Source organism: Sorangium sp. KYC3313 (assembly GCF_052075895.1).
Classification (GTDB): Bacteria; Myxococcota_A; Polyangia; order Polyangiales; family Polyangiaceae; genus Sorangium; species Sorangium cellulosum_B.
Genome location: NZ_CP197255.1, coordinates 1,252,812 through 1,278,638, shown reverse-complemented (window position 1 = coordinate 1,278,638; position 25,827 = coordinate 1,252,812). Strand labels below are relative to the sequence as shown.

Genomic DNA, 25,827 nt, shown 5'->3' with positions numbered 1-25,827 from the left:
CGCCCTCGGTCCTGCCCCGAGGGGGGTGTTACCTGGAGCCGCTGGCCTTTGCCTTTCGCCGTCGCAGCTGCGTGGTCGCGAGCCCGCCGAGGAAGAACAGCCACGCTGGCGCGCCTTGGCTGGCGGGGGCCGCGCTGCAGCCGCCCCCTCCGGAAGGAAGGTCGCCTCCGGCGCCGGCGGTGCTGCTGCTCGTGTTGAGTCCGCCCGTACCGCTGCCGCTCACGACGGCGCTGCCGCCGCCCGTCGGGGTACCGCCGGAGCCGCCTTCGCCCGTCGGGGTACCGCCGGAGCCGCCTTCGCCCGTCGGAGTACCGCCGGAGCCGCCTTCGCCCGTCGGGGTGCCGCCGGAGCCGCCTTCGCCCGTTGCGGTGCCGCCGGAGCCGCCTTCGCCCGTTGCGGTGCCGCCGGAGCCGCCTTCGCCCGTCGGAGTACCGCCGGAGCCGCCTTCGCCCGTCGGAGTGCCGCCGGAGCCGCCTTCGCCCGCGCCGCCCGTTCCAGCAGCGCCCCCGCCGCTGCCGCCGCTGCCGTCGCTGCCGTCGCTGCTGCTGCACACGGCATCCACGCAGAACCCACTCGCGCAGTCGCTGTCGAGCTCGCATGCCGCGCCGAGCGGCGAACGCTCGTGGAAGAGCATGGCAGCGGCTGTCGGCGTAAAGCTGCAACAGCCCCGGTCGGGGCCCACGGCGCCGCCCGTGATCAGCACGCTGCCATCGTTGAGCCGTGTCGAGGTGTGGTACGCGCGCGCCATCGTGACCGGCGGCGCCGCCGAGATGCTCGACGTGGTCGCCAACTCCGGATCGTACAGCTCGGCGATCGAGTAGAATTCCTTGACATAGAAGGCGGAGCCTGAGCCCTCCGGCCTGCAAGAGAAGATCGCCGCGCCCCCGGTCAGGAGCACCCGTCCGCTGGGAAGCAGCGAGGACGCCATCCCCCCCTCGCCCAACTCGCGCGAGCCGCCATAGCTGCACGGTACGGTCGTGCTCGTGCCCCTCGCCGGCACCCAGGCATCGTCGCCCGCCGAGTACACTTCCACGGAGAACGGGCTCAGCGCGGAAGACCCCCAGACGCCGCCCGCGGCGAGGATGTCGCCGCTGATGAGTCGCGTCAGGCTGGGGCTCTGGTGTCTGGAGAGAGGAGCCGCCGCCGGCTCCCAGGAGTCCGTCTCCGGGTCGTAGATGTTCGCCGTGTCGCTCATCACGAGCACGCGGCCGTCACCGAGCAGGGTCGCACGGAGCTCACGAGACTCGGAGGGGAGCGGCCGGATGGAATGCCAGCGGTTCGACTCCGGATCATAGATGTCTCCCTCGATGAAGGTCGGAAACGCGAGATCGTCCTGGCCGATGACCAGCACCGTGCCGTCCGCGAGGAGCACCGCGGAGGGAAGGTCAGCGAACGGCAACGCCCCCGGGGTCCAGCTGTCGAGTGCAGGGTCGTAGATCGCCGAACCACTGGAGCCGACCACGAAGACATGGCCGTTCGGTAGGAGCACGGCCGGGCCATCCGTGCTGAATTCGGGAGGGGGCGCAGCGGATGCCCACGTCTTGGTCCCCGGGTCATAGATCTCCGCAACGAAGGGCAGAGAGTCCTCACCCCCCATGACGAGCACCCGGCCGTCCTGGAGCAGCGTGGCCGTATGGTGATGGCGCGGGGCGCTCATCGGCGGCACCTCCTCCCACGAGGGCGTGGCCGCTCTGGCCTCCGCCGTCAGCATCAGGGGCGCGCTGGCCAACGTGATCCCGAGCATCCAGACATGTCGTATGTCCATGCGTTTCTCCTCCATCGCGCCCTCAGTTGCCTGGCGCCGGGCGCTCATTCAGCCATCCGCGCCGCGAGCGCGGCGGAGACGGCACGGGGAGGCGCGCGCTCCCGTCGACGTCGACGACCCCTTGAGGACGGCAATTGCGCTCTGCGCCCGGTCCAGCTTCGGGAGTGCGTGGCCATTCAGAAGGAAGCGCTCAGGCGAGCGCTCCACGATGGCCCGGTCCCCCTGGAGGATGCGCTCGGTCCGGAGGAGGGGCGGTACCTCCGCGTGCAGCGCGCCGTGCTCCGCGGTCCCTCAATCGACCGGCGCCAGCACCTCGATCGCCTTCGGCTCCAGCGTGACCGTGATCGGCAGCTTCCCGAGCGGCTCGCCGTCCACGTCGAGGGAGAACGCCTGCTCCACGTCGCGGTTCAGGAGCGTGAGCTCGATGCGATCGCACTGGAAGTGGCGCACGTCCGGGTGGCGGATGTGCGAGCCCGTGTACATGCCGGTCGACACGGCCGCGAAGCGGACGTGGGGCGCGCTGCCCAGGTCGATGACGTCGAACACGCCGTCGTCGGGCTTCGCCATCGGCGCGACCTGCATGCCCGCGCCGAAGAAGCGGCCGTTGCAGATGCCCAGCATGCGCGTCGAGATCTCCTCTTCTCGCCGCTCCCCGCGCAGCGTCGTCACGCAGCGCACCCGGCCGACGCGGCTGCGGACGAGGCCCCGGAGCGAGGCCATCGTGTAGGCGAGCGTGTTGCCGAGCACCCGCGACGACTGGTTGACGAGCGAGACCACGATGCCGCTCATCCCCGTGGAGAGGACGTTGACGAAGAACGCATCGGCCCGCCGGCCATCGTGCGTCTCGTACGAGAGGCGGCCCACGTCGAGCCGGCGCGTGTGGCCGCTCGCGATCGCCGTGCAAAAGCTGTCGAGCCGGCGGGTGAGCTTCAGCGTCTTGCAGAGATCGCTGCCGGTGCCCGCGCCGATGATCCCGAGCCGCGTGCCGGTGGCGCCCCGGTCCCTCGCCTGCATCAGGCCGTTGACCACCTCGCTGATGCTGCCGTCCCCGCCGACGGCCACGACGGTCTCGCGCCCGCCGAGCGCGGCTTCGCGCGCGAGATCGACGGCGTGGCGCGGGCGATCCGTGCGCACGATGTCGACGTCGCCGAGGATGCGGCGGATGGGCGTCAGCATCTCGTCGAAGAGCCTGCCCGTCTTTCCGCCGCTGGACCGGGGGTTCACGATGAGGAGGGGGCGCATGCGGAGACCGATGCTAGATGCCGCTGGGCGCCCAGGGCGAGGTGTTTTTGTCGCGAGCCCCGCGTCGGCGCTTACGCCCTCCCTCGATGGAGCTCCGAGCGACGTGAGCCGGCGGGGTTGGGGCGCGCCCCGTCGCTGCCCGAGCCCTCGCTGCGCGGGGCGCGCGCGGCGCCGGCCGGGAGCGCGGCGCCCTGGGCCTCCTCCTTCTCGGTCTTCTCGGTCTTGGGCAGATCCGCCCCCGTATCGCTGGCGTCCTTGGCGCCCGTGCGCTTCCCCTCGGGCGAGCGGTGCTCGATGATGGCGTTGATCTCGGCCCCGAGGAGCACCGCCAGCGAGGAGATCCACATCCAGAGGAGGAGGATGATGACGCCGCCCAGCGCGCCGTAGCTCACCTCGTAGCTGCCGAACCGGCTGACATAAAAGGAAAAGCCGAGGGACGCGAGGACCCAGATCACGACCGCCACGACCGAGCCCGGGGTGATGAACTTGAACTGCTGCTCGACGTCGGGGAGCAAGTAATAGAGGATTGCCAGGACCACCATCACGATGAGCGCCGACACCGGCATGCGCAGCCAGAGGACGAGCGTCGCGAAGGGGCCGAGGTGCGCGGCGAGCGCGGGCGTGGCGACCGCGATCGCCGAGGCGATCGTCAGCAGGACGGCGCCGCCGAGCGTGACCAGGAGGGCGATCCCGCGGCGCTTGAGGTACGACCGCTTGTCCTCGACGCCATAGGCAGAGTTGAGCGCGTCCATCAGCGCGGTGACGCCGCCCGAGGCGGCCCAGACCGCGCCGAGGGCGCCGACCGTCAGGAGCGCCGGGCTCTGGCCCCCGGTGAGCGCCTGAAGGCGCTCGCCCAGGATGTTGGCCACGGCGGGCGGGGCCACCTGGTACAATTCGCTCATCAGCTGCGCGGACTCGGCAGGATCGATGACCAGGCCGGCGAGGGCGACCGCGAAGAGCAGAAACGGGAAGATCGCGAGGACACCGAAGAACGCCAGTGAAGCAGCGACGGTGTCGATCTTGTCCTTGATACATTCCTGCTTGATGTCGTTCAGGAAATCCTTCCAGGGGATCTCTCTTCCGGGCAGGTGCATGGTGGACCTTCAGGGGGCGTGTGGAGCGCTGCGGGGGTCTTCCTGGGGCGGCTCGCGCCGGAGGCGCCGTACGCTGTCATGAAAAGCAACGCAGGTGCCAGGCCTGCGGCTGCAGATCCCCGGACACGTCGGCGATTTTTCCCGCGCGGGGCCCCGGCCGAGCGCAGAGGCGGCTCGATCCTCGCGCGTGGTGCGAATTGCCCCACCTGGCAGAACGGCCACGGCGCCGGTGGCCTCCGTGCGCCGCGAGCCAGCTAGCTCATCGCCTTGCCGATGAACTCGTGCAGCTCCGGATCCATCCCGTGCTGGGTCCTCACCGAGGGCTCCTGCCGGTACATCGTGTTGAGCGATCGCTCGATCCCGGGGTTCTTCCCCGTGAACGCGTCGATGAGCTCCCGCATGCGCTTCACGATCTGCTGCACCGGCTCGCTCTTCGGGTCGGAGCCCTTCTGCATCTCCGCCCGCATGTCGTCGTAGATCTGCTTCCACGCCGACTCGGCCTCACGCATCCTCTCGGGGCCCATCGCGTCCGCGCGCTGCTTGAGCTCCTCGAGCTGCTCTGGGGTGTAGTATTTCTCGATCATGGTCATCACCTCGATGGTTTGAAGGAGCTGCTCCACAGAGACGTCCTCTCCCGATCGCAGGACATGGGCCAGGCCCTCGAGCCGCGCGCAGAGCCGCTGCTCCAGCGCGATCTGTTCGCGCAGCCGCGACAGGTGGAGCTCGACGGTCCGGAGCGGAGAGAACCCCGGCTGGTCCAGGCACGCGGCGATCTGCTCCAGGCTGAAGCCGAGCTCGCGCAACGACTTGATCTGCTGGAGCCGGGCGACGTCGCCCGCCGAGTACATCCGGTGCCCCGACGCGGTGCGATGCGACGGGGCGAGCAGGCCGATCTCCTCGTAATAGTGGAGCGTGCGGACGGAGAGGCCGGTCTGCCGGGCGAGATCGCCGACTTTCAACGGTGCTGAACGCATGGCGTTACCCCTGTTTCCAGGGCGGGTGAGCACGTCCATGCCCCGGAGGCTAGGTCCTCACGTAGCGTGAGGATCAAGGGCCCGCCTTCATTTTTTTCGCTCGACCGGGGCGCTGCGCGGAGCGGCTCGGGCGGGACAGACCTCTCCCTCGCCCCGCGCAGGGTCACCGCATGCGGAGCGTGTATCTCTCGACCGACCTGTACTGAGGTGGCCAGTCGATGTCGAAGCCCTGCTCCGCGGCGGCGTGCCGGGTCCAGTACGGGTCGTAGAGGTGCGCCCGCGCGAGCGCGCACAGGTCGGCTCTCCCGGCCGCGATGATGCTGTTCACGTCCGCGTAGCTCTGGATGTTGCCCACCGCGATCGTCGGCACGTTGGCTTCCAGCCGCACGAGCTCCGAGAGCGGCGTCTGGAACAGCCGGCCGTGCTCCGGTTTGCTGGACGGGTCCGTCTGTCCCGCCGAGACGTGGATGATGTCGGCGCCGTGCTCCCGCAGCATCGTCGAGAGCGCGATCAGATCGTCGGTCGTGAGCCCGCCCGGCGCCCAGTCGGTGGCGGAGATGCGCACGCTCATGGGCTTCTCCGCCGGCCACGCGGCCCGCACCGCGTCGAGCACCTCCAGCGGGTAGCGCATCCGGTTCTCGATAGGACCGCCGTACGCGTCGTCGCGCCTGTTCGTGAGCGGCGAGATGAAGCTCGCGAGCAGGTAGCCGTGCGCGCAGTGCAGCTCGATCAGGTCGAACCCGGCCTCGTCCGCCCGCCTCGCCGCCTGCACGAAGTCCGAGGTCACCTGGTCCATGTCCGCGCGATCCATCGCCTTCGGGACCTGGCTCTCCGCGAGGTACGGGATGGCGGAGGCGCTGAGCAGCGGCCAGGCGCCGCGCTCGAGCGGCACATCCATGCCCTCCCAGAGCAGCCTCGTCGCGCCCTTGCGCCCGGCGTGGGCCAGCTGGACGCCGATCCTGGCCCGGGAGCGCGCGTGGACGAAATCGACGACGCGCCGCCACCCCTCGACGTGGCCGGGGCGATAGAGCCCCGCGCAGCCCGGCGTGATGCGCGCCTCGGCGCTGACATCGGTCATCTCCGTGATGACGAGCCCTGCGCCTCCGAGCGCCCGGCTGCCGAGGTGGACGAGGTGCCAGTCGTCGATCTGCCCGTCCTCGGCCGAGTACTGGCACATGGGCGACACAACGACCCGGTTCTCCAGCACGAGCGATCGCAGCCGGAACGGCGTGAACATCGGCGGCGGCGGCGGTCCGTCTCCGGCGATGAGGCGCGCCCCCGCCTGCGCTTCCGCCTTGCGCGCCACGTGCGCGTCGATCTCGCGCACGAACGCCGGGTCGCGCGCCTTCAGGCCCTCGTGCGTCACCCGCAGGCTCCGCGTCAGCAGGCTGAACATGAACTCCACCGGGTCGAGCGCCATGTAGCGCTCGGTGTTCTCGAACCACAGCAGGCTCACCTGCGCGGCCCGCTGGAGCGCGAGCACCTTGGGCTTGCGCTCCGCCTCGTACGCGGCGAGCGCCTCGGGCACGCCCCGGTGCCGCTGGAGGCTGTCGACGAGCGCGATCGCGTCCTCGAGCGCGAGCTTCGTCCCTGAGCCGATCGAGAAGTGCGCCGTGTGCGCGGCGTCCCCGAGCAGCACCACGTTGCCCGCGCTCCAGCGCTCGTTGTGCACCGTGGGGAAGCTCCGCCAGACGCTCCGGTTCTTCAGCAGCCGGTGTCCCTGGAGCTTCTCGGCGAAGAGCTCCTCGAAGTACGCGATCGTCTCGTCCTCGCCGGCGCGATCGAGGCCCGCGCGCCGGAAGGTCTCCTCCCGGCACTCGACGATGAAGGTCGAGCGCTCCGGCTCGTAGCGGTACGCGTGGACCCGGAAGAGGCCGTGGCGGTTCTCCTCGAAGTAGAAGGTGAAGGCGTCGAACGGGAACGTCGTGCCGAGCCACACGAACCGGTTCGGGCGGACGTCGATGCGCGGCCCGAACCGGTCGGCGAAGCGCTCGCGGATCCGGCTGTTCACCCCGTCGGCCGCGACCACGAGATCGCTCCCGGCGAGGGCCTCCTCCGGGTCCGTCACCTCCTCCTCGAAGCGCAGGACGACGCCGAGCTCGCGCGCCCGGTCCCCCAGGATCGCGAGCAGCTTCCGGCGCGAGAGGCCGCTGAAGCCGTGCCCCCTCGACACGAGGACGCGCCCGCCGAAGTGCGCGTGGAGCTCGTCCCAGTGGGCGAGGCTGCTCCGGATCGCGTCGTAGCTCGGGCGATCCGCGTCGGCGAGGCCGTCGAGCGTCGCGTCCGAGAACACGACCCCGAACCCGAAGGTGTCGTCGGGCCGATTCCGCTCCACCACGACGACCTCGCGCCGGGGGTCTGCCTGCTTCGCCAGGAGGGCGAAATAGAGGCCCGCCGGCCCGCCGCCCACGCATGAAATCCTCAACGCCCTGCTCCTCTGCTCCCGCGTCTGCGCCCGCGCCGGAGCCTACACGAGAACGCCGAGGTACAGCGCCGCTCCGATGGAAATCAAGGGTGGACAGGATCGAAGAACGGGATTTCCGGGACGCGCAAGAGCTGGTTCGCATCATCGCGCGATCGAGCGCGGCAGTCCGCGCCGTCGCTCGGCTCGCGCAGGCGGCCGGCGACGCAGTCGTCAGAGACGACCACCCCCCCGATTTCATGGAGGCTCCGAGAGCGCCGCGAGCATCGGTGTCGAGCCCGACGGTCAGAGGGCGAGTTCGGCGCGCTGGAGCAGATCGGTCCGCTTCATCTGACAATTCCCCTCATGGATTGGCATTTGGGGGCGGAAAATTGAACAGGGAGACGGGGAGGGCGATCGGTGGGATTTGTCTCCCCGTCTCCCCGTCTCCCTGTTCAATTCCTCCGGAAAATTCGAGGGAATGCTTTTACGCCCTGAATGCGCTCTGCATGACCGCCTCCGGACGACCGACGAAGGGGTTGGTCGGCGGGCGGAAGTAGGGTAAGCCTGGATCAGAAGAGCGATCGTCGGGAATATAGACCGAACCCCGAGGTGACGCCGGGGCGCACGTACCGCTCTGCTTCAAATATTCTCCTTAGCCATGACGTGGCTCATCGCCGGGACACGCCTCGGCATGGGCCAGGTGAATTCCACCCGAACGGCTGGTCACTCCATGAGCAAGACAGCGCCGCCCGACACCCATCAATCGGTACCGTTCCTCCGCCGCTCCATCGCGGCGGGCATGTTCGCGATGGGGCTCGTCGGCCTGACGGCGGCTGCCTGCACCGGGCAGCTCGGCGATGGCAGCTCGGGCAGCTCCATCGACGGCAGGCCCATCGACCCGACCACCGGCAAGCCGGCCGCGTACGACTGCCGCGAGGCCCGAACGAGCCCCGGCGTGCTGCGCCGTCTGTCCAAGGTCGAGGTCCAGCTGACCCTTCAGGACCTGTTCCAGCTCGACAGGCCGCCCGCCGTGGACAGCATCCCGGAGGACACCGGGCAGGGTGGCTTCCGGACGATCGCCGCCCTCCAGAACGTGTCGGATCAGCACCTGCGCGCCTACCTGGCGATCGCGGAGACGCTCGGGCAGGAGCTCATGGCGGACGACGCGCGCCGGACAGCGGTGCTCGGCTGCGAGCCGGAGGCCGACGATTGCCTCGAGCGCTTCGTGCAGCGCTTCGGCAAGCTGGCGTATCGAAGGCCGCTCTCGGCCGAGGAGACGAGCGATCTGGTCGCGCGGGCGAGCGAGGTCGCGCGGGACAGGGAGGACGCGTTCCGCTTCGTCATCGAGGCGCTGCTGACCTCGCCCAGCTTCCTGTTCAGGATCGAGGTCGGCTCGGCCGGCTCGGAGACGTCGACCTTGACGCCGCTCGAGCTCGCGTCGCGGCTGTCGTTCACGCTGTGGGGCCGGTCCCCGAGCGCGGCGCTGCTCGAGCGGGCGGAGTCCGGCGAGCTCGACAGCGACGAGGGCCTCCGCGCCGTCGCGGAGGAGATGGTCGGAGACGAGCGGACACAGGTCTTCTTCAACGCGTTCTTCAAGCAGTGGCTGACGTTCGAGCAGCTCCGCGCGCCGGTCAACCCGGACGCGTCGTTCACGCCCGCGCTGCTCGAGGACATGATCGCCGAGAGCGAGCTCGTCCTCGGCGAGCACGCGTTCACCCCCGACGTCGACTTCCTCGACGCGCTCACCGCGAACCACACGTATGTCACCCCGGCGCTCGGCAAGTTCTACGGCCTCGAGGTGCCGGAGGGCGGCGTGAGCCGCGTGGAGTTCCCCGCCGGCCACCACCGGGCGAACACGGGGCTGCTCACGCACGCGAGCCTCATCAGCGCCAAGAACGACGGCGATCTCATCGCCGTGCGCGGCCAGTGGCTCCGGGCGGCCTTCCTCTGCGAGAAGATCTCGATCCCCGCGGGGCTCCTCGAGCAGCTGGAGAGCGAGCTCTCCGGCCTGACCTATCTCGAGGTCCTCCAGAAGCGCAATACCCAGCAAGGGTGCGCTGGCTGCCATGCGCTCATTGATCCCATCGGCGTCGGCTTCGCCCAGTACGACAAGCTGGGGAAGTACGATGGGAGCATCGGTATCGACGAGTTCGGGCTGGCGCCGCGCCTGGAGGGCGCCGCCAACGAGTCGTTCGACTCGCTCGCTGCCCTGGCGGCGGAGCTGCGGCGGAGCCCCGATCTGGCCGCCTGCGTCGCGGAGAAGCTGTTCATCTACACCCAGGGGCGCGAGCCGGCGGCCGAGGACCGCTGCGCGATCGACGCCTCCGCGGGGAGCTTCACGCAGGACGGCAACCGGTTCCGCTCCTTCCTGACCGCCATCGTGCGCTCGCCGGAGTTCCGGCTGCGGAGGGCGCCAGAGTGATGTGCTCGCACACGGTTCGACCGACGGAAGAGGAGTGTCGCCAGTGAAGATCTCGAGAAGAGCTCTGCTCCGCGGGGCGGGTGTCGCGGTCGCCCTGCCGTTCCTCGACGTGATGCGGCCCCAGCGCGCCAGCGCCGCGCCGGCGGATCCGAAGCGCTTCGTGGCGTTCTTCGCCCCGAACGGCACGGATCCCGGGGCGTGGCACCCGAAGACGGCGGGGCCGCTCTCGGCGGAGGGGCTGCCTCCGTGCCTCGTCGACATGAACGGCTTCGACGCCGAGCGCGAGTGGCCGGCGGGGGACGCGATCTGGCGCGACGTCACCATGGTGTCCGGCGTCGACCACCAGGTGATCTGCTCCGACATCCACAGCCCGGCCATGGCGCTGTGCGCCCACACCGACGGCGGCGGGACGGCCGTCCCGCGCAAGGCCACGCTCGACCAGTACCTCGCCAACCACATCGCGGCCGAGACCCCGTTCCGCAGCCTCAACCTGTCCCCCACGGGCGACACGGCGGTCACGCAGGGCTTCATCTCGTTCAGGGACGGCGGTCAGGTCGAGGACGCCTTCCGCGATCCGGCGAAGGTGTTCGACACGCTCTTCAGCAACATGGGCAACCCCAGCGAGGAGATGGACGACATCCGGCGGCGCCGCGCCAGCGTCCTCGACTGGGTGCGAGAGGACGCGAGGCGCCTGAACCTGCGCCTCGGCGCGGCGGACCGGGCGCGCGTGGAGCAGCACCTCGAGTCGGTGTTCGAGCTGGAGAAGCAGATCCAGTCCACGACGCAGGCGGGCTGCACCGTCCCCGGCGCGCCCACGAAGGGGCAGAGCTTGCACGGCAAGTTCAAGCAGATGATCGATCTCGGGCTCCTCGCGCTCACCTGCGACCTGACGCGGGTGCTCGTCCTGCAGTACTCGAACAGCTGGGGCCTCGACTTCGCCGGGTACGATCTGCCCGACGGCGTGGGGGACTGGAGCGATCACTTCATCTCGCACAAGCTCGGCGATCGCGACCGCGCGACCGATCTCGACGGGCTGCCGCAGGCGGAGGCGATGCGCATCGCGAACGCCCGCGTCGTCCAGACCTCGCGGTTCAAGGTGCGCCGCTTCGCCTACCTGCTCAACGCGATGAAGGCCGCCCAGACGGCGACGGGCAACCTGCTCGACGAGTCGCTCGTGCTCTACACGTCAGAGAACGGCGACGGGGACTCCCACGGTCGGACCAACATGCCCATCATGCTCGCCGGCCACGTGGGGGGGTTCCAGACAGGCCGCGCCGTCAAGGCCAACAAGCCCCCGACCGGCGCGCTCCATTGCTCCATCATCAACTACTTCGGCGTCGAGCTGTCGGAGTACGGCGACCCGGCGGGCGGGCCCATCGCCGGCCTGTGAGCCTCGCGCGCCGCGAGGCCTGCGCGTGACACCCACCAGCGCTCGACCTCCGATGGGCCCGCCCTCCCGCGGCTGCTGAGCAGCTCGCTCGCCGCGGTCGGGCAGGGGACGTGCATCCAGCCCGGGCAGTGTGACGCCGTGCGGGCATGAGCGGCACAGCGCTCCGCGCGCGAGCGGCGGAGACGCCGTCCGCTCAGGCCGCGCGCGTCCGCCCGGTGTGAGCGACGTGGATGCCAGAGGAGGGGTGAGGCATGGAATCGCTGGGACGGTATTGGTGGCTGCTGGCCCTGAGGGGCGTGGTCGGGATCCTGTTCGGGATCTTGCTCTTCGTGTGGCCGATCCCATCGCTCGCCACGCTCGTGCTGCTGTTCGGTGTGTGGGCGTTGCTCGACGGCTGCGCCGCGTTCGGGTCCGCGATCAGCGGCCGCGGCGGCGTGTATTCCGTGGTCGAGGGCATCTTCGGCGTCGGGATCGCGGTGCTGACGTTCTGGCGGCCCATGATCACCGCGCTCACGCTCTACGGCGTGATCGCCGCGTGGGCCATCGTGATGGGCATCTTCAAGATCATCAGCGCGGTGAAGCTCCGGCACGTGATCACCGACGAGTTCTGGCTCGGGCTGAGCGGCGCCGCCTTCCTCCTCTTCGGCGTCCTCATGGTGGCGCTCCCGGCGGCCGGCGTGCTGGCGCTCGTCTGGTTCATCGGAGCGTTCGCCATCGCCGAGGGAGCGATGCTCATCGGGCTCTCGCTGCGCCTGCGCCGCGTGCCGGGCGTGGTCGCGCCGCTGCGCATGCCCTGACGCCCGGCGGGGCGCCATGGAACGGAGCGCGCCCGTCAATCGATCTGCAGGTGGTAGTGCGCGGGCCTCGTCTCCTCGAGTACCAGGACGCCCCCAACCTCCGCGGTGCTCTCGAGGAACGCGCGCTTTTCCTTGGGCGACATGGTCCTGTTGCGCACGTCGACGGCGCCTTTGCGCAGGTGCGCGGAGACGTAGATCCCCCGGTCGATCTGGTCCTGGATCACGGCCTCCATGGCAGCGACCACCTGCTCCGGCCGCTTGCGGGAGTTCGCCTGATACGCCTTCTTGATCTCCTGGACCGCCGCCTTGTTGCGGTAGAGTTGGAGGAGGTCCTCGCCGAGCCTGAGCTTCGTGAACATCGCCCTGGCCTGGCGGTTCGCGTCGCGTGTCCCGCTCGTGATCACGAGGTGCTCGCGCGTGCGTCGCGCGTAGCCCTCGTCGATCTGCTCGACCTTGGCGGCGATCTTCGCCGGGAGCGTCACGCCCGGGAGCACCTCGTACGGCGGCGGGGCCCACGGCTCCGTGGGCACGGCCTTCCCGAGCGCCGTCAGGGGCGGCAGCTGCGCGCGCCGCTCCTCTTCCTCCGACGGCAGCTCGTCGCACTCGGGTCGGGCCGCCGGCGCGGCGGCGCGCGGCGTGGCGGCGCGCGGCGCGGCGCTCGCTGTCCCCGCGGCGCGCGGCGCGCTCGGGGCCCGCGGCGCGGCGCTCGCCGGCGCCGCGGGGGCGCTCGCGCCGGGCGGATCGAGGCCCGGCAGGCCGATGCTGGGCAGATCGATCGACTCGATCCGCTCCCTGCACCCGGCCGCGCAAAGCAGCGCCGCGGCGAGGGCGCGCAGGCGGCGCGGCGGCTCCTGGGAGCGTTCCTGTGCGGCTGCTCGGCGTGTCGGAGGCGTCGGCAAAGCCCGTCCAGCGTGCCATGGCGCGCGGCGCGGGCGAAGAAAACGGCGTCGCGCGACGTCGCGACGTCGCGACGTCTACCGCCTCGACGCGCGGGGCCCCGCATCGACTACACAGCTCCCCATGCCCCATGCTCCCCTGACCGGCCGTATCGCCCTCGTGACCGGCGCCGGCACCCGCCTCGGCGCCGCGACGGCCCGCGCGCTTGCGGCCGCCGGCGCCGACCTGGCCGTCCACTACGCCACGAGCGCCGCCGGCGCGGAGGTCGTCGTCGACGAGGCGCGCTCCCTCGGCCGCCGCGCCGCCGCGTTCCAGGCGGATCTCCACGACCGGGGGGCGCTCGCCGCGCTCGCCCGCGCGGTGCTCGGCTGGTCGTCTGGCCGGCTCGACCTCCTTGTCCACAACGCGGCGAACTTCGAACGGGTCCCGCCGGCCGAGCTCTCCGCCGACGCGTGGGATCACGCCATGGCGCTCAACGCGACCGCGCCGTACCTGCTCACGCTCGAGCTCGCCCCGGCGCTCCGCGCCTGCCGCGGCAGCGTCGTCGCGATGGTCTGCGTGAGCGCCGAGCGCCCCTGGAAAAATTACATTCCGTACTCCGTGTCGAAGGCCGCGCTCGCGCACCTGGTCCGCGGCCTCGCCGTGGGGCTGGCGCCGGAGGTGCGCGTGAACGGCGTCGCTCCCGGGACGGTGCTGCCGCCGTCCTCCTACGACGAGGCCACGCTCGCTCGCCTCCGCGAGCGCATCCCGCTCCAGCGCATCGGCGAGGCGGAAGACGTCGCCCGCGCCGTGGTGTTCCTTGCTGAAAACGACTTCATCACCGGCCAGATCCTCGCGGTCGACGGCGGCGCCTCGGTCGCGTGACGCGCCGCCTTGCCGCGCGGGTCGATCCGCCCCAGCGTGAACGGGGGCGCGCTTTGGCTTGAACGACCTCACCTGATCGACCCATAGTTCGAGCCTCATGAGCCACACGCCCGAGACCAGCGCCGCCCCCCTCCAGGCAGATCCTGCCCACAGCGCGCCCGCCGGCGGCGCCCCGGCCGAGGCGCCCGCGGCTGCGGCTCCCGGCGCGGAGGCCAAGCCGGCGAGCCACGACTCGACGCTGCCGGAGGCGCTGATCGCGTTCATGCTGGAGCGCTGGACGCCGGCGTCCGGCGAGCTCCCGCAGGCGATCGCGCACGCGGAGGTGTTCGCTGCCCGCCGCCGCGCCCTGTCGAAGCTCTTCCCGGCGGAGACGCTCATCATCCCCACCGGGCACGAGAAGGTGCGCGCCAACGACACGCACTACCGCTTTCGCCCGGGCTCGGACTTCTTCTACCTGACGGGCAACCTCGAGCCTGACTGCGTGCTCGTGCTGCAGCCGCAGGAGGGGGGCGGGCACCGGGACATCCTCTTCGTCGAGCCGAACCCCGGGCGCAGCGACAAGACGTTCTTCACCGATCGCGCCAAGGGCGAGCTCTGGGTCGGCCCCCGCCTCGGCGTCGAGCAGAGCCGCGCGCACTTCGGCGTCGACGAGTGCCGCGGGCTCCCCGAGCTGGACGCGTACCTGAGCGGCCTCGTCGGCACGGTGACGCGCCCCCACCGCGTGCTCCGCGGCATGTCCGAGCGCGTCGACAAGCTCCTCGCCCGGCACGATCGCGACAAGCAGCTCGGCGAGGCGCTCTCGGAGATGCGCCTCCTCAAGGACGCCCTCGAGGTGCAGGAGCTCGAGGCGGTCGTCGCGTCGACGAAGCGGGGCTTCGAGGACGTCATCCGCGCGCTCCCCCGCGCGCGGAGCGAGCGAGAGGTCGAGGGCACCTTCAACCTGCGCGCCCGGGTCGAGGGCAACGACGTCGGTTACGGGACCATCGCCGCGTCGGGCCACCACGCGTGCATCCTGCACTGGACGAGGAACGACGGCGCGCTGGAGCCGGGCAAGCTCCTCCTGGTCGACGCCGGCGTCGAGGGCAACGCGCTCTACACGGCCGACATCACCCGGACCCTGCCGATCAACGGGAAGTTCTCCAGGGAGCAGCGCGAGATCTACGAGCTCGTGCTCGAGGCGCAGGAGGCGGCGATCCGCGAGGTGAAGCCGGGCAACGACTTCATGGAGCCGAACCGGGCGGCGATGCGGGTGCTCGCGCGGGGGCTCGAGCGGCTCGGCATCCTCCACGTCTCCGCCGAGGAGGCGCTCAAGGAAGACAGGCAGCTCTACCGGCGGTATTCGCTCCACAACGTCAGCCACATGCTGGGCCTCGACGTGCACGACTGCGCGCAGGCGCGGCAGCAGGTCTACAAGTTCGGCAAGCTCAAGGCGGGCATGGTGCTCACGGTCGAGCCGGGGCTTTATTTCCAGCTCGATGACGAGACCGTCCCGGCCAGGTACCGCGGGATCGGGGTGCGCATCGAGGACGATATCCTCGTCACGGAGACGGGGTATCGGAACCTGTCGAGCGAACTCCCGAGGGCCGTGAGCGACGTGGAAGCGTGGATGGCGGGACTCTGGGCTACGCCGACGTGAACTGAACTGAACGGCGGGCGGGGGGACGGTCCAGGCGAGCGAGCTGGAGGGCGTGCCCAGACGCGGGGGCCGCCGGTGGAGGGTGGGGCCGCGCGGGAGGGCGGCGGGGGTCCCCCCACAAACTCGCGCCTTTTGGGGGGCTGTTGCCACACGGGAGGGTGGGGTGGGGTCGGGGGCGACTCGCTCCGATGCGGGCCGGCGCTCGGGTTTGTGGGGCCCACCCCCGCCGCCCTCCCGCGCGGCCCCACCCTCCACCGGCGGCTCTGCCGTGGGGAGCGGTGGTCGGGAGCTCGGGCAGGCGAGCTCGGGCTTGAAGGGGATGGGGCGGTGTTCCAGGAAGTCTGGAGTTGCGGTTGGCGGTTGATGCCGCGGGCGCGAGGGGGGCTGGCGCACGGACGCAACGGCGGGCGCGAGGATGCTGGAGCGATGGCTGCTCGCGGGCGGCGGCGCTACCCTGCCGATGAGGAGACCCGCATGCACACGTCTCGCCTTCTGCGTTGGCCTGGGACCGCAAATCTCCGAACCGGACGCGCGCTCGCGACGTCGCTGCTCGCCGCGGCAGCGGTGGTCGCAGCGGCGGGCGCGGCCAGGGCCGAGGATGGGACGGACGGCCAAGGCGCCAGGGCCGTCCTCGCGGCGCGCTCGCCGGGGATGCTCGAACCTCGCCTCCCTGCATACGTCAACCCTGCGCTGCCCGTCGATGTCGGTCCATCGCTGCGCGGCCCGGAACTGCTGAGTGAACCGGTCGCGACCGCGGGCGAGCCGCTGCACGGCATGGCCTCCGAGCTCGACGAGACCAGCTGGGACGAGCCCGGGCAGATCGTCGTCGATGCGCGCGACGACCTCGACGACGCCTCGCTCGCGGACCTCGTGCGCGACTTCTCGCTGCGCGTCGTCAAGCCGACGTCGCTCTTCTCGGAGACCCGGATCCAGATCGCCACGGTGGACGGTCCCGTCCGGGCGACGCTGGAGCGGCTCGCGCGCGATCCGCGCGTGGAGGCGGCGGAGCCGCTCGCCTGGGTGCGCGCCTCGTTCGTCGCGAACGACCCGCTGATGAAGGACCAGTGGCACATGGCGCGCGTGGGCGCCGAGCGCGCGTGGGACTTCGCCTCCGGCCGCGGCGTCACCGTCGCCGTGGTCGATACGGGCATCGCGTGCGAGGACCACGGGCCCTTCACCAAGGGGACCGACCTGGCCTCGACCGAGTGCGTGGAGGGATGGAACTTCGTCACCAAGACGACCCACGCGAACGACGACCAGGGGCACGGCACGCACGTCGCCGGGACGATCGCGCAATCGACCAACAACGGCCTCGGTGCCGTGGGGCTCGCGTTCCACGCGCGGCTCATGCCGGTCAAGGTGCTGAACGAGAGCGGCTGGGGCACGACCGCCGACGTGGCCGACGGCATCCGGTGGGCGGCCGAGCACGGCGCCCAGGTCATCAACCTGAGCCTCGGCGGCCCGCGCAACTCCAAGGTGCTCCAGAGCGCGATCGACGACGCGGTCGCGCGCGGCGCGGTCGTCGTCGCGGCGGCCGGCAACACCGGCGGGCGCGTGCAGTTCCCCGGCGCCTCCGATGGCGTCATCGGCGTGAGCGCCACCGACGTGAACGACAAGATCGCGCGGTTCTCCTCGCGCGGCCAGGGCGTCGACGTCGCCGCGCCCGGGGTGAACGTCACCCAGCAGACCATCTGCAACCGCGGGCGCGACAAGTGCCAGAATTTCTACGCGTACAGCGGCACCTCGATGGCCGCGCCCCACGTGGCCGGCGCGGCGGCGCTGCTCGTGAGCCTCGGCGTGACGGACCCGCGCGCGGTCGAGGACGCGCTCCGCGCAGGCGCGCGCGTCGTCGACGACTCCGACGGCGGCAAGCTCCTCTACGGGGCCGGCATCCTCGACGCCGCGAGCTCGGTCGTGCGCGTGACGCAGAACCACATCGTCGTGCGGCTGCTCGCGCTGCTGGTGCTCGCGACGTGGGTCGCGCGCCGCGCCCGCAAGAAGGACGCGACCGCCACGAGCCCGTGGCGGGCGAGCTTCCTCCTCCCGGCGCTCGCGGCGGGGCCGGGGCTGTTCTTCTTCGCGCCGTGGCTCCTGCCGCGCGTGGAGCTCGCCGTCGACGTGCTGGCCCGGCCGATCGCCGACCTCGACCTGCTGATCGGCGCGTCGGTCCACCGCTGGCTGCCGCTCGCCAACGCGCTCGTGCCGCTCGGCCTCACGGCGCTCTTCTTCGGCGTGAAGAGGCTCCGGCCGGCGATCGCGGGCTTCGCCGTCGGCACGGCGGCCTACCTCACGTCGGTCGTCCTGCTCGGCGAGGCCGCCGGCCCCTTCGGCAGGGTGGCCCTCGTCGTGTGGTGCGCGGTCAACGCCGCGGCCTGCCTCTGGATCGCCCGGACGAACCTGTCCACGCGCTGAGCCGGCGCCTGCCGCGCTCGCTCCATGGCCGGGCGGTGCGCCCGGCCGTCATGACCCCCCTGCAAAAACGAGCTAGGATGCCGGCGATGCGGTCCGGCACCTGGCTCCTACCTTTCATGCTGCTCCTCGGGGCGTGCGGCGGCTCCTCCAGCGAGACGCCGTGGCCCGCGGAGCCACGGGGCCCCGCGCTCGGTCCCACGGACGAGGCGCCGCCGGACGGGCCGGCCGAACCGGGCGCGGCCCCTCGAGGCGCGGGCGAGGGCCCGGCGAGCGAGGCCGACGCCGGCCGGTGAACCGGCGGCGGAGGATGGCATGGCGGACATCCGGACGGCAGGCGCGCAGCGGAGGGCCTGGCTCTCCGCAGCGCTGCTCTCCGTCGCGCTGCTGGTCATGCCGCTCCTCGTCTGGCTGCTCCTGCCGCGCCCCAGCCCCGTGATGCCGGTCCGGCGCGAGCCGGCCGCTGCGCTGCTCCCTCCACCACAGCCGGAGCTCACGGCGCCGCGCGAGGTCGTCGAGGCGCCGCCGGCGCCGCCCTCGCCGCCGGCGCCACCCTCGCCGCCGCCGCGCGAGATCACGGCCGCGAGCGTGGGGCCGGTCCGCGGCGTCGTGCTGGATCCGGAGGGCCACCCCAGCGCCGGCGCAGTGGTCAGCTGCCGCGAACCGCCGGGCAACTCTGCGGCCGCCGACGCCGAGGGGCGCTTCGAGCTGCCGGCCGAGGCCGACGGTTGTACCGCCACCGCCGCGCATCCTCCGTACGGCGACGCCGAGCCCACGCGCGTCGCCGCGGGCCGCGACAACGTCCTTCGCCTGCTCGCCGCGGGCGCGATCGCGGGCGAGGTCGTGGATCCGTCGGGCAGGCCCGTCGAGGCGTACCTCCTGGCGATCGAGTCGTTCACGCCGGCCGGGTCCGGCGCGCACGCGGGCGTGAACGGCCGCGCGCGCAAGGTGTCGGATCCGGGCGGCGCCTTCCGGTGGGACGCGCTCGCCCCGGGCCGCTACGTGCTGACGGCGAGCTCGGCCGGACGCCCGCCTGCGCGGAGCCGGCCCGTCGACGTCGAGGCGGGCCGCGCCGCCGCACGCGTGCGGATCGTGCTGCCGCAGGGCGCGACGCTGAGGGGCAGGGTCGTCGACGCCGCGTCGCGCGCGCCGGTCGTCGAGGCCCAGGTCGAGCTCGACTCCGCGACCTCGTCGGGCGCGAACGCGATCTCGCTCGCGCTCACCGACGCGAACGGCGACTACGAGCTCGAAGGGGTGCCGGCCAGCGGCCCGTTCTCGGTGCGCGTGCGCCACCAGCAGTACATGGCCAAGATCGTGTCCGGCCTCGACGCGCGCGGCGCGCAGTCGGCGCGCGTCGACGTCGAGCTCCGCCAGCTGGACGACGGCGGGGCGCGCGAGGAGCTCACGGGCATCGGCGCGATGCTCTCGCTCTCCTCGGGCCGCGTGATCATCGCGGGCGTCGTCGAAGGGGGGCCCGCGGCATCCGCCGGGCTCATGGCGGGCGACGTCATCGCCCGCATCGACGGCCGGCCCACGACGGAGCTCCCGCTCACCGACTGCATCCAGCGCCTCCGCGGCCCTGCGGGGACGGTCGTCACCGTCGGCGTGGAGCGGGAAGGGCGCACCCTCGACGTGACGATACGGCGCGACGTCGTGGTTCGGTGAACGGCCGCGCGCCGAGGTGCTAAGGGTCGGTCCATGTCCACGCGCCCTACCGCGCTTCCCCCGGCCGGAGCTCCGGACGTCCTCTACCTCGTCGACCTGTCGGGCTACGTCTTCCGCGCTTACCACGCGATCAGCCCGCTCTCGAGCCCGAGCGGCGAGCCGACCCACGCGACGTACGGCACCGTCGCGATGCTCACGAAGCTCGTGGACGAGCGGAAGCCCGCGTACCTGGGCGTGGCGATGGACTCCCCGGGCAAGACGTTCCGCGACGACCTCGACCCCCGCTACAAGGCGCACCGGCCCCCGCCGCCGCCCGACCTCGGGGTGCAGATGAGCCGGTGCCGGGAGATCGTCGAGGCGTACCGCATCCCGATCTTCATCCAGGAGGGGCTCGAGGCGGACGATCTCGTCGCCGTCGCCGTCGCGCGCGCCAGGGAGCGGGGGCTGCGCGTCGTCATCGCGTCGAGCGACAAGGATCTGATGCAGCTCGTCGACGGCGAGCAGGTGATGCTCTGGGACGCGATGCGCGACAAGGTCTACGGGCACCCCGAGGTCGTCGCGAAGTTCGGGGTGCCGCCGGAGCAGGTGCGCGACCTGCTCGCGCTCGTCGGCGACACCTCGGACAACGTCCCCGGCGTCCCCGGCGTGGGCTTGAAGACGGCCGCCGAGCTGCTCGCGCAGTTCGGCTCGCTGTCGGCGATCTACGAGCGCATCGGCGAGGTCAAGAAGCCCCGCATCCGGGAGTCGCTCCAGCAGAACGAGGCCGACGCGCGCCTCTCGCAGAAGCTCGTGACGCTCGACGGCGGCGCGCCCGTGTCGCTCGACCTCGAGACGCTGCGCTACGGCGGCGCGGACACCGGCAGGCTCCGCGAGCTCTTCACCGAGCTCGGCTTCTCGCGCTTCCTGAAGGCCGTCCGCGCGCCCGAGCCGACCGCGCGCGCGGCGACCTACAGGGTCCTGACGACGCGCGAGGAGCTCGAGGCCTTCGCCAGGTCGGCGCGCGCGGCCGGCCGCCTTGCCCTCGACGTGCTCGCGACGAGCCGCGAGCCGATGAGCGCCCACGTCTGCGGCGTCGCGCTCGCCTGCGAGCCGGGGCAAGCCGTGTACGTCCCGCTGGGCCACCGCTACCTCGGCGCGCCGGCCCAGCTCTCGATGAGCGACATCGACGCGGTGATGGGCCCGCTGCTCGCCGACCCCGAGCTCCCGAAGGTCGGCCACGACGTGAAGTTCTGCGAGGTGATCCTCCTGCGGCACCGCATCGGGCTCGTGGGCGTCTCCTTCGACACGATGCTGGCGAGCTACCTGCTCGATCCCGAGGGGAAGAACCAGCTCCACGAGCTCGCCGAGCGCGAGCTCGGCGCCAAGATGCAGACCCTCGACGAGGTGGCCCCGAAGCGCCGCGGTCAGGCGCAGCGCGCCCTCGACGAGATCGAGCTCGGCGAGGCGTCGAGCTACGGGGCCGCGTTCGCCGACGTCGCGCTCACGCTCACCGATCGGCTGCGCCCGCGGCTCCGCGCCGAGAAGCTCGAGGACCTGCTCGTGCAGATCGAGCTGCCCCTCTCCGCCGTGCTCGCGGAGATGGAGCTCACGGGCGTCCTCGTCGACCCGCAGGCGCTCGCGCAGCTCGGCGCGCAGATGACGACCGAGCTCGCCGCGCTGGAGCAGAAGGCGCGCGAGATCGTGGGGCACGACATCAACCTGGCGTCGCCGAAGCAGCTCGAGGCGGTCCTGTTCGACGAGCTCAAGCTGCGCTCCCAGCGCAAGACGAAGACCGGCCGCTCGACCGACGCCGACGTGCTCGAGGCGCTCTCGGAGGAGCACCCGTTCCCCGGGGTGGTCCTGGAGCACCGCGCCATCGCCAAGCTCAAGGGCACATACGTCGACGCGCTGCCGCGCCTCGTGCACCCGGGCACGGGCCGGATCCACACGCGCTGGGGCCAGGCCGTGGCCGCGACCGGGCGGCTCTCGTCGCAGGACCCGAACCTGCAGAACATCCCGATCCGCACGGAGCTCGGCCGGATGATCCGGCGCGCGTTCGTCGCGCCGCCCGGGAGCGTGATCGTGAGCGCCGACTACTCCCAGATCGAGCTGCGCGTCCTCGCGCACCTCTCGAAGGACCCGGTGCTCGTCGATGCCTTCCGCACCGGGCAGGACGTGCACGTGCGCACGGCCATGGAGATCTTCGGCGTGGACCAGGCGGGGGTCACCGCCGAGATGCGCCGCCGGAGCAAGACGATCAACTTCGGCGTGATCTACGGCATGGGCGAGTCGGCGCTCGCCAAGCGGCTCGACATCTCGCGGGCGGAGGCGGCGCGCTTCATCGACGCCTACTTCGCGCGCTACCGGGGCGTGCACGAGTTCATGGAGGGGACGATGGCCGAGGCGAAGCGCTCCGAGTCGGTGCGGACGCTGCTCGGCCGGCGCCGCTTGCTCCCGGATCTGCGCAGCAGCGACCGCATGCGCCGCGCCCAGGCGGAGCGCATCGCGCAGAACACCCCGATCCAGGGGACGGCGGCGGATCTCCTGAAGCTCGCGATGGTGCGCGTCCCGCGCCCCGTCGTCCCCGGCGCGCGCATGGTGCTCACGGTGCACGACGAGCTCGCGTTCGAGGTGCCGGCCGAGGCCGTGGACGAGGCCAAGGCGAAGGTGCGGGAGGCCATGGAGTCGGTCTTCCCGCTCGACGTCCCGCTCGTCGTCGACGTAGGTCACGGACCCACCTGGGCCGACGCTCATTGAAGGGGCGGGCACCCGCTTCGGATACGGGCCCATCTCGGCGTTTTCGGTGCTCAGCGTACCGGAGTACGCTTCCGCGCCGAAAACGCCGATCTGGGCCCGTCTCCTGTGCGGGTGCCCGCCGCTGGCGTCACGCCGTTGCCGTCAACGCCGCTGGCGTCATGCCGCTGGCGTCATGGGTTGGAGAGGGGCGGACCGTCTCCTGTGCGGGTGCCTGCCGCTGGCGTCACGGGGTGGAGAGGGGCGGAAGCGCCACGAGCTGTGACGGCGGCGGTGGAACGGCAGCGAAGGTCCACGGCAACGGGGGTCTACGGTGTTCCGGGGAGACAAAACGACGACGCCCGCTTCACCTTGCGGTGAGCGGGGCGTACGTGCGGAAGGGTTGTTCTCAGCTCGCGGCGGTCTTGGCAGCGACGCTCGCCTTGTGAAGGGCGAGGGCGAGGCGGCTCTTCACACGCGACGCGCGCTTGGCGGGGATCGTCCCCTTCGACGCGGCACGATCGAGCGCGCTCACCGCGGCGGTCACCGGCGCGGCGGACTCCTGCGGGACGCCCTTCAGCGCGGTGCGCGCCTTCTTGACGGTCGTGCGGAGCTCCGACTTGATGGCGCGATTGCGCGCGGTCCTCGTGATGCGCTGACGGTTGCGCTTGTCGGCGGATGCGTGATTGGCCATGAGAAAAGCTCTCCTACTTCTTCGCCTGCGCCTCGGCGGGCGTGGCAGCGCGCAGGGCGTCCGGCGCGTTCTGGTCGTAACCCGCCGGATGGATCGGGAACGCGGGGGTGCCGTGAGCGCGCTCGAAGCGCTTGCGGCGGGTGCCCGCCGTGCGCGCTTTGCGCCGGCGGATGCGCTGGGTTTGCTGAGTTGCGGAAACCATGGGGGCGCGCATTCTACCCGCGAGCCCCCTCGTGTCAATCACGACAGCCCGGCGTCGCGCTCCTGTGGCGGCTCGTGTCTTCAACCTCAGTCTGGCAGCTGGCAGCCCCAGGCGCACCGGAAACGGTCTTCCGGAGGCAGCTGGGCAGCCCCAGGCGCACCGGAAACGGTCTTCCGGAGGCAGCTGGGCAGCCCTCGGTGCACCGGAAACGGTCTTCCGGAGGCAGCTGGGCAGCCCTCGGTGCACCGGAAACGGTCTTCCGGAGGCAGCTGGGCAGCCCTCGGTGCACCGGAAACGGTCTTCCGGAGGCAGCTGGGCAGCCCTCGGCGCACCGGAAACGGTCTTCCGGAGGCAGCTGGGCAGCCCTCGGCGCACCGGAAACGGTCTTCCGGAGGCAGCTGGGCAGCCCTCGGCGCACCGGACACGGTCTGCCAGAGGCGGCTGGCCGCCCTCGGCGCGCCGCACGACAACCCGGCCGGCGACTTCGAGGAGAGGCCCTAGGGTCGGATCGTCGCGCTGACCGAGAAGGACGGCTTGGAGAAAGGACCCACGTTGGCGCCCTTGAGCGCGGACTGCACGCAGCTCGACTGGCCGTTCGACGCCGCCCACCCGCTGACGCTGACCTTGCTCACCTGGCCTGTCGACGAGAACGTGATCTGCGCGCGCGACACGTCGTTCGCGCCCGCGACGCACGACTTGGCGCTGCCCATGACCGAGCCGAGCGCGGCCTGGACCGAGCCCTGCGACGGCTGCTCGGGGATGTTCTGCTGCCGGAGCGGACCCGACGCCGGCACCGGCGCCTCCGAGACGACCGACGGCTGCCGCTCCCCGTTGTCGCCCACGGCCGCCTGCATGGCCGAGGGGAGGTCCCCCGGCTTGCCAGCCGCCGGCGGCGCAGCCGCCGTCTTTCCCTGCTCGGGCTTCGGCGAGACGGCAGGCGTGGCCGGCGCCTCGACGGCCGCCGGCGCAGGAGCGCCGCCGCCGGCAGGGGCGGCTTGCGCCTTGGGCGCCGCGACGAGCTTCTCCTCCGCCTGCACGGGCTGCTCGACCACGGCGCGCTCCTCCGGCGCCGCGGCGACCGGAGCCGCCGGCTCCACCCGCGTGTCGCCGCGCGGCGCGGCGGGCGCCGCGACGGTGGTCGGCGCAGGCGCCGCAGGCGCCGCGATCTCCTGCTGCTGCGGCGCCGTCGTCTTCACCATGACGGTGACCGCCGCGGCCAGCCCCAGGGCCGCGACGGCCGCGCCGGCGATCATCCCGCCGGATCGCTTCCTCGCTGGAGCCGAGGCCACGGGCGCGGACGGGGCGCGGCGCGCCGCCACCGGCATGACCGCTGCGGCCTTCGCGTCCCCGAGCCGATCCGCCGCGCCGTGCTGCGCCGCTTCGAAGGCCTCCACCTCCGAGGGCGCCGACGCGTTGAGCCGGTTCAGATCGATGACCCCGGAGTCCTCGGGCACCCCCTCCGCCGGCCGCAGGGACGGCGACGACGCGCGGGCGCCGCCGGAGAGCGAGCCGCGCCCCGGCGGCGGGGACACACGCCCCGGCGGCGCCGAGCTGCGTCCCGACGCCGGCAGCGGCGTCGAGAGCGCAGCGCCGCTCATCGCGGGGATACCGCTCGCGCGACCCGGCGCCTGGCTGACCCGCTCGGCGATCTCCTTCAGCGACTGGCGTCTTTTCTCCGGCGGCCGCGACAAGGTGCCGCCCGACAGGCCCTCAGGCTTCGAGGCCCTGGCTGCTTGTGATCCGTCCCCCATGGTGCTGCGTTCTCCTGACGCGCGTTCTTCGCGCGAAGGGTCCTCCGTCTGCTCCTCGCCTGGCGCTGCGGTGAGGTCGGGGGGGGCGAGGAGGCCGGCTGCCACCGCGGTGTCCTCCGAGCGCCGGGAGATGGCGAGCTCGACGATGTGAGCGGCCCGCGTCTCCCACGCCTCGTCTTCGAGGGCGGGGGCAGGCCAATCGTTGAGCATCCCGTCGAGGTCGAGCTTGTCGGTGACGTTCATTCGGCGTCCCCTCCGAAACCGCGCTCCGCGAGGTATGCACGGAGCTTGCGGCGCGCCTCGTGGACGCGCCAGGCGACTGTTCCTTCCGGACAACCCAGGATCCTGGAGGCGTCCTCGTGGGGCACGCCGTCGATGCACACGAGGATGAGCGTCGTCCGCAGCGTGTCCGAGAGCGCGTCGATGCCGTCGCAGAGCGCGGCCGCGAGCTCGCGCCGCTGGGTCGACGCGGCCGGATCGACGCCGTGGCTCGGGCGCGTCTCGAGCAGCAGCGCCTCGATCCGCGGATCGTCCGCGGGGGTCGAGTTCTTGCTCGGCTTGCGGGCCCGGATCATGTTGAGCGAGAGGTTCACGGCGATCCGGTAGAGCCAGGTGAACGGCTCGCTCCGGCCGTCGAACCGATCGAGCGCCTGGTAGGCCCGGACGAAGGTCTCCTGCGTCACGTCCTCTGCCTCCGCGCCCGAGCGGACAAGGTGGAACGCCAGCCGGAAGATGCGCTTCTGATATCGACGAACCAGCACCCCGAACGCCTGGGCATCTCCGCTCCGGGCTTGATCGACGAGCTCACGATCGGTGGGTTTGGCCATCCTAGCCGCCTCGGGGTGCGAGTTGTCTCCCGCGCACGGACGACAGCGCAGCCGCGGATACCTCCTCGCGACGGCCCCCGAC

General features: G+C 71.9%; 19 protein-coding genes. 9 read left to right on the top strand and 10 right to left on the bottom strand.

The genetic code is table 11. The features are described from left to right. Nucleotides 1-28: 28 nt before the first annotated feature. The 5 genes from ACSRUE_RS04995 to ACSRUE_RS04975 form a co-directional block, all read right to left on the bottom strand. Nucleotides 29-1,765, bottom strand: coding sequence for a kelch repeat-containing protein (locus ACSRUE_RS04995; protein WP_441290019.1), 1,737 nt, complete (start codon nucleotides 1,763-1,765; stop codon nucleotides 29-31). A 291-nt stretch (nucleotides 1,766-2,056) separates the two neighbouring features. Continuing rightward, nucleotides 2,057-3,007: a diacylglycerol/lipid kinase family protein gene (locus ACSRUE_RS04990; RefSeq protein WP_441290018.1), complete on the bottom strand. Its 951-nt coding sequence runs from the start codon at nucleotides 3,005-3,007 to the stop codon at nucleotides 2,057-2,059. 71 nt (nucleotides 3,008-3,078) lie between these two features. Next, nucleotides 3,079-4,101: a YihY/virulence factor BrkB family protein gene (locus ACSRUE_RS04985; RefSeq protein ID WP_441290017.1), complete on the bottom strand. Its 1,023-nt coding sequence runs from the start codon at nucleotides 4,099-4,101 to the stop codon at nucleotides 3,079-3,081. A gap of 254 nt (nucleotides 4,102-4,355) precedes the next feature. Beyond that, complete coding sequence (locus tag ACSRUE_RS04980) at nucleotides 4,356-5,075, bottom strand: MerR family transcriptional regulator (protein ID WP_441290016.1); 720 nt, start codon at nucleotides 5,073-5,075, stop codon at nucleotides 4,356-4,358. Nucleotides 5,076-5,238: 163 nt separating this feature from the next. Next, entirely contained in the window at nucleotides 5,239-7,485 is a 2,247-nt protein-coding gene (locus tag ACSRUE_RS04975) for a bifunctional salicylyl-CoA 5-hydroxylase/oxidoreductase (RefSeq protein ID WP_441290015.1), read from the bottom strand. Nucleotides 7,486-8,209: 724 nt separating this feature from the next. Between ACSRUE_RS04975 and ACSRUE_RS04970 the strand changes: the two genes are divergently transcribed. The 3 genes from ACSRUE_RS04970 (at nucleotide 8,210) to ACSRUE_RS04960 (ending at nucleotide 12,088) form a co-directional block, all read left to right on the top strand. After that, entirely contained in the window at nucleotides 8,210-9,901 is a 1,692-nt protein-coding gene (locus ACSRUE_RS04970; protein WP_441290014.1) for a DUF1592 domain-containing protein, read from the top strand. Between the two features lie 43 nt (nucleotides 9,902-9,944). Then, nucleotides 9,945-11,291, top strand: a complete 1,347-nt coding sequence (locus ACSRUE_RS04965) for a DUF1552 domain-containing protein (RefSeq protein WP_437762906.1) — start codon at nucleotides 9,945-9,947, stop codon at nucleotides 11,289-11,291. A 251-nt stretch (nucleotides 11,292-11,542) separates the two neighbouring features. Beyond that, entirely contained in the window at nucleotides 11,543-12,088 is a 546-nt protein-coding gene (locus tag ACSRUE_RS04960; protein WP_437762905.1) for an HdeD family acid-resistance protein, read from the top strand. A 35-nt stretch (nucleotides 12,089-12,123) separates the two neighbouring features. Here ACSRUE_RS04960 and ACSRUE_RS04955 read toward each other — a convergent pair whose 3' ends face one another. After that, nucleotides 12,124-12,987: a hypothetical protein gene (locus ACSRUE_RS04955; RefSeq protein ID WP_441290013.1), complete on the bottom strand. Its 864-nt coding sequence runs from the start codon at nucleotides 12,985-12,987 to the stop codon at nucleotides 12,124-12,126. Nucleotides 12,988-13,108: 121 nt separating this feature from the next. On the opposite strand from ACSRUE_RS04955, the gene ACSRUE_RS04950 reads away from it, so the two are divergent. The 6 genes from ACSRUE_RS04950 (at nucleotide 13,109) to polA (ending at nucleotide 22,295) form a co-directional block, all read left to right on the top strand. After that, a complete protein-coding gene (locus ACSRUE_RS04950) occupies nucleotides 13,109-13,849 on the top strand; it encodes an SDR family oxidoreductase (RefSeq protein WP_441290012.1) in 741 nt (246 codons plus the stop codon). A gap of 97 nt (nucleotides 13,850-13,946) precedes the next feature. Beyond that, a complete protein-coding gene (locus ACSRUE_RS04945; protein ID WP_441290011.1) occupies nucleotides 13,947-15,485 on the top strand; it encodes an aminopeptidase P family protein in 1,539 nt (512 codons plus the stop codon). Nucleotides 15,486-15,959: 474 nt separating this feature from the next. Beyond that, on the top strand, nucleotides 15,960-17,897 hold the full coding sequence (locus ACSRUE_RS04940) for a S8 family serine peptidase (RefSeq protein WP_441290010.1): 1,938 nt from the start codon (nucleotides 15,960-15,962) through the stop codon (nucleotides 17,895-17,897). Nucleotides 17,898-17,983: 86 nt separating this feature from the next. Beyond that, nucleotides 17,984-18,190, top strand: a complete 207-nt coding sequence (locus ACSRUE_RS04935) for a hypothetical protein (protein ID WP_441290009.1) — start codon at nucleotides 17,984-17,986, stop codon at nucleotides 18,188-18,190. Between the two features lie 19 nt (nucleotides 18,191-18,209). Further along, nucleotides 18,210-19,559 carry a carboxypeptidase regulatory-like domain-containing protein gene (locus ACSRUE_RS04930; protein WP_441290008.1) on the top strand — a complete coding sequence of 450 codons (1,350 nt, stop codon included), beginning with the start codon at nucleotides 18,210-18,212 and terminating at the stop codon, nucleotides 19,557-19,559. A 33-nt stretch (nucleotides 19,560-19,592) separates the two neighbouring features. Further along, nucleotides 19,593-22,295 (top strand): DNA polymerase I, encoded by a 2,703-nt coding sequence (gene polA, locus ACSRUE_RS04925; RefSeq protein ID WP_441290007.1) that lies wholly within the window; start codon nucleotides 19,593-19,595, stop codon nucleotides 22,293-22,295. 385 nt (nucleotides 22,296-22,680) lie between these two features. Here polA and rpsT read toward each other — a convergent pair whose 3' ends face one another. From rpsT to ACSRUE_RS04905, 4 genes are all read right to left on the bottom strand, one after another. Then, nucleotides 22,681-22,965 carry a 30S ribosomal protein S20 gene (rpsT, locus tag ACSRUE_RS04920; RefSeq protein ID WP_012241287.1) on the bottom strand — a complete coding sequence of 95 codons (285 nt, stop codon included), beginning with the start codon at nucleotides 22,963-22,965 and terminating at the stop codon, nucleotides 22,681-22,683. A 13-nt stretch (nucleotides 22,966-22,978) separates the two neighbouring features. Next, complete coding sequence (locus tag ACSRUE_RS04915) at nucleotides 22,979-23,167, bottom strand: hypothetical protein (protein WP_044967265.1); 189 nt, start codon at nucleotides 23,165-23,167, stop codon at nucleotides 22,979-22,981. 497 nt (nucleotides 23,168-23,664) lie between these two features. Beyond that, the gene (locus ACSRUE_RS04910; RefSeq protein WP_441290006.1) at nucleotides 23,665-25,161 is read right to left on the bottom strand and encodes a hypothetical protein; all 1,497 of its coding nucleotides are present in this window, start codon (nucleotides 25,159-25,161) and stop codon (nucleotides 23,665-23,667) included. Then, nucleotides 25,158-25,745, bottom strand: coding sequence for an RNA polymerase sigma factor (locus ACSRUE_RS04905; RefSeq protein ID WP_012241290.1), 588 nt, complete (start codon nucleotides 25,743-25,745; stop codon nucleotides 25,158-25,160). The genes ACSRUE_RS04910 and ACSRUE_RS04905 overlap by 4 nt, the downstream gene beginning before the upstream one ends. Nucleotides 25,746-25,827: the final 82 nt, after the last annotated feature.

Bases quoted from the DNA above. Each gene is read 5' to 3' on its own strand.
- ACSRUE_RS04930 (WP_441290008.1), top strand. From the start codon at position 18,210: ATGGCGGACATCCGGACGGCAGGCGCGCAGCGGAGGGCCTGGCTCTCC.
- ACSRUE_RS04950 (WP_441290012.1), top strand. From the start codon at position 13,109: ATGCCCCATGCTCCCCTGACCGGCCGTATCGCCCTCGTGACCGGCGCC.
- ACSRUE_RS04980 (WP_441290016.1), bottom strand. From the start codon at position 5,075: ATGCGTTCAGCACCGTTGAAAGTCGGCGATCTCGCCCGGCAGACCGGC.
- ACSRUE_RS04995 (WP_441290019.1), bottom strand. From the start codon at position 1,765: ATGGACATACGACATGTCTGGATGCTCGGGATCACGTTGGCCAGCGCG.
- ACSRUE_RS04940 (WP_441290010.1), top strand. From the start codon at position 15,960: ATGCACACGTCTCGCCTTCTGCGTTGGCCTGGGACCGCAAATCTCCGA.
- polA (WP_441290007.1), top strand. From the start codon at position 19,593: ATGTCCACGCGCCCTACCGCGCTTCCCCCGGCCGGAGCTCCGGACGTC.
- ACSRUE_RS04945 (WP_441290011.1), top strand. From the start codon at position 13,947: ATGAGCCACACGCCCGAGACCAGCGCCGCCCCCCTCCAGGCAGATCCT.
- ACSRUE_RS04905 (WP_012241290.1), bottom strand. From the start codon at position 25,745: ATGGCCAAACCCACCGATCGTGAGCTCGTCGATCAAGCCCGGAGCGGA.
- ACSRUE_RS04990 (WP_441290018.1), bottom strand. From the start codon at position 3,007: ATGCGCCCCCTCCTCATCGTGAACCCCCGGTCCAGCGGCGGAAAGACG.
- ACSRUE_RS04985 (WP_441290017.1), bottom strand. From the start codon at position 4,101: ATGCACCTGCCCGGAAGAGAGATCCCCTGGAAGGATTTCCTGAACGAC.
- ACSRUE_RS04915 (WP_044967265.1), bottom strand. From the start codon at position 23,167: ATGGTTTCCGCAACTCAGCAAACCCAGCGCATCCGCCGGCGCAAAGCG.
- ACSRUE_RS04970 (WP_441290014.1), top strand. From the start codon at position 8,210: ATGAGCAAGACAGCGCCGCCCGACACCCATCAATCGGTACCGTTCCTC.
- ACSRUE_RS04935 (WP_441290009.1), top strand. From the start codon at position 17,984: ATGCGGTCCGGCACCTGGCTCCTACCTTTCATGCTGCTCCTCGGGGCG.
- rpsT (WP_012241287.1), bottom strand. From the start codon at position 22,965: ATGGCCAATCACGCATCCGCCGACAAGCGCAACCGTCAGCGCATCACG.
- ACSRUE_RS04960 (WP_437762905.1), top strand. From the start codon at position 11,543: ATGGAATCGCTGGGACGGTATTGGTGGCTGCTGGCCCTGAGGGGCGTG.
- ACSRUE_RS04910 (WP_441290006.1), bottom strand. From the start codon at position 25,161: ATGAACGTCACCGACAAGCTCGACCTCGACGGGATGCTCAACGATTGG.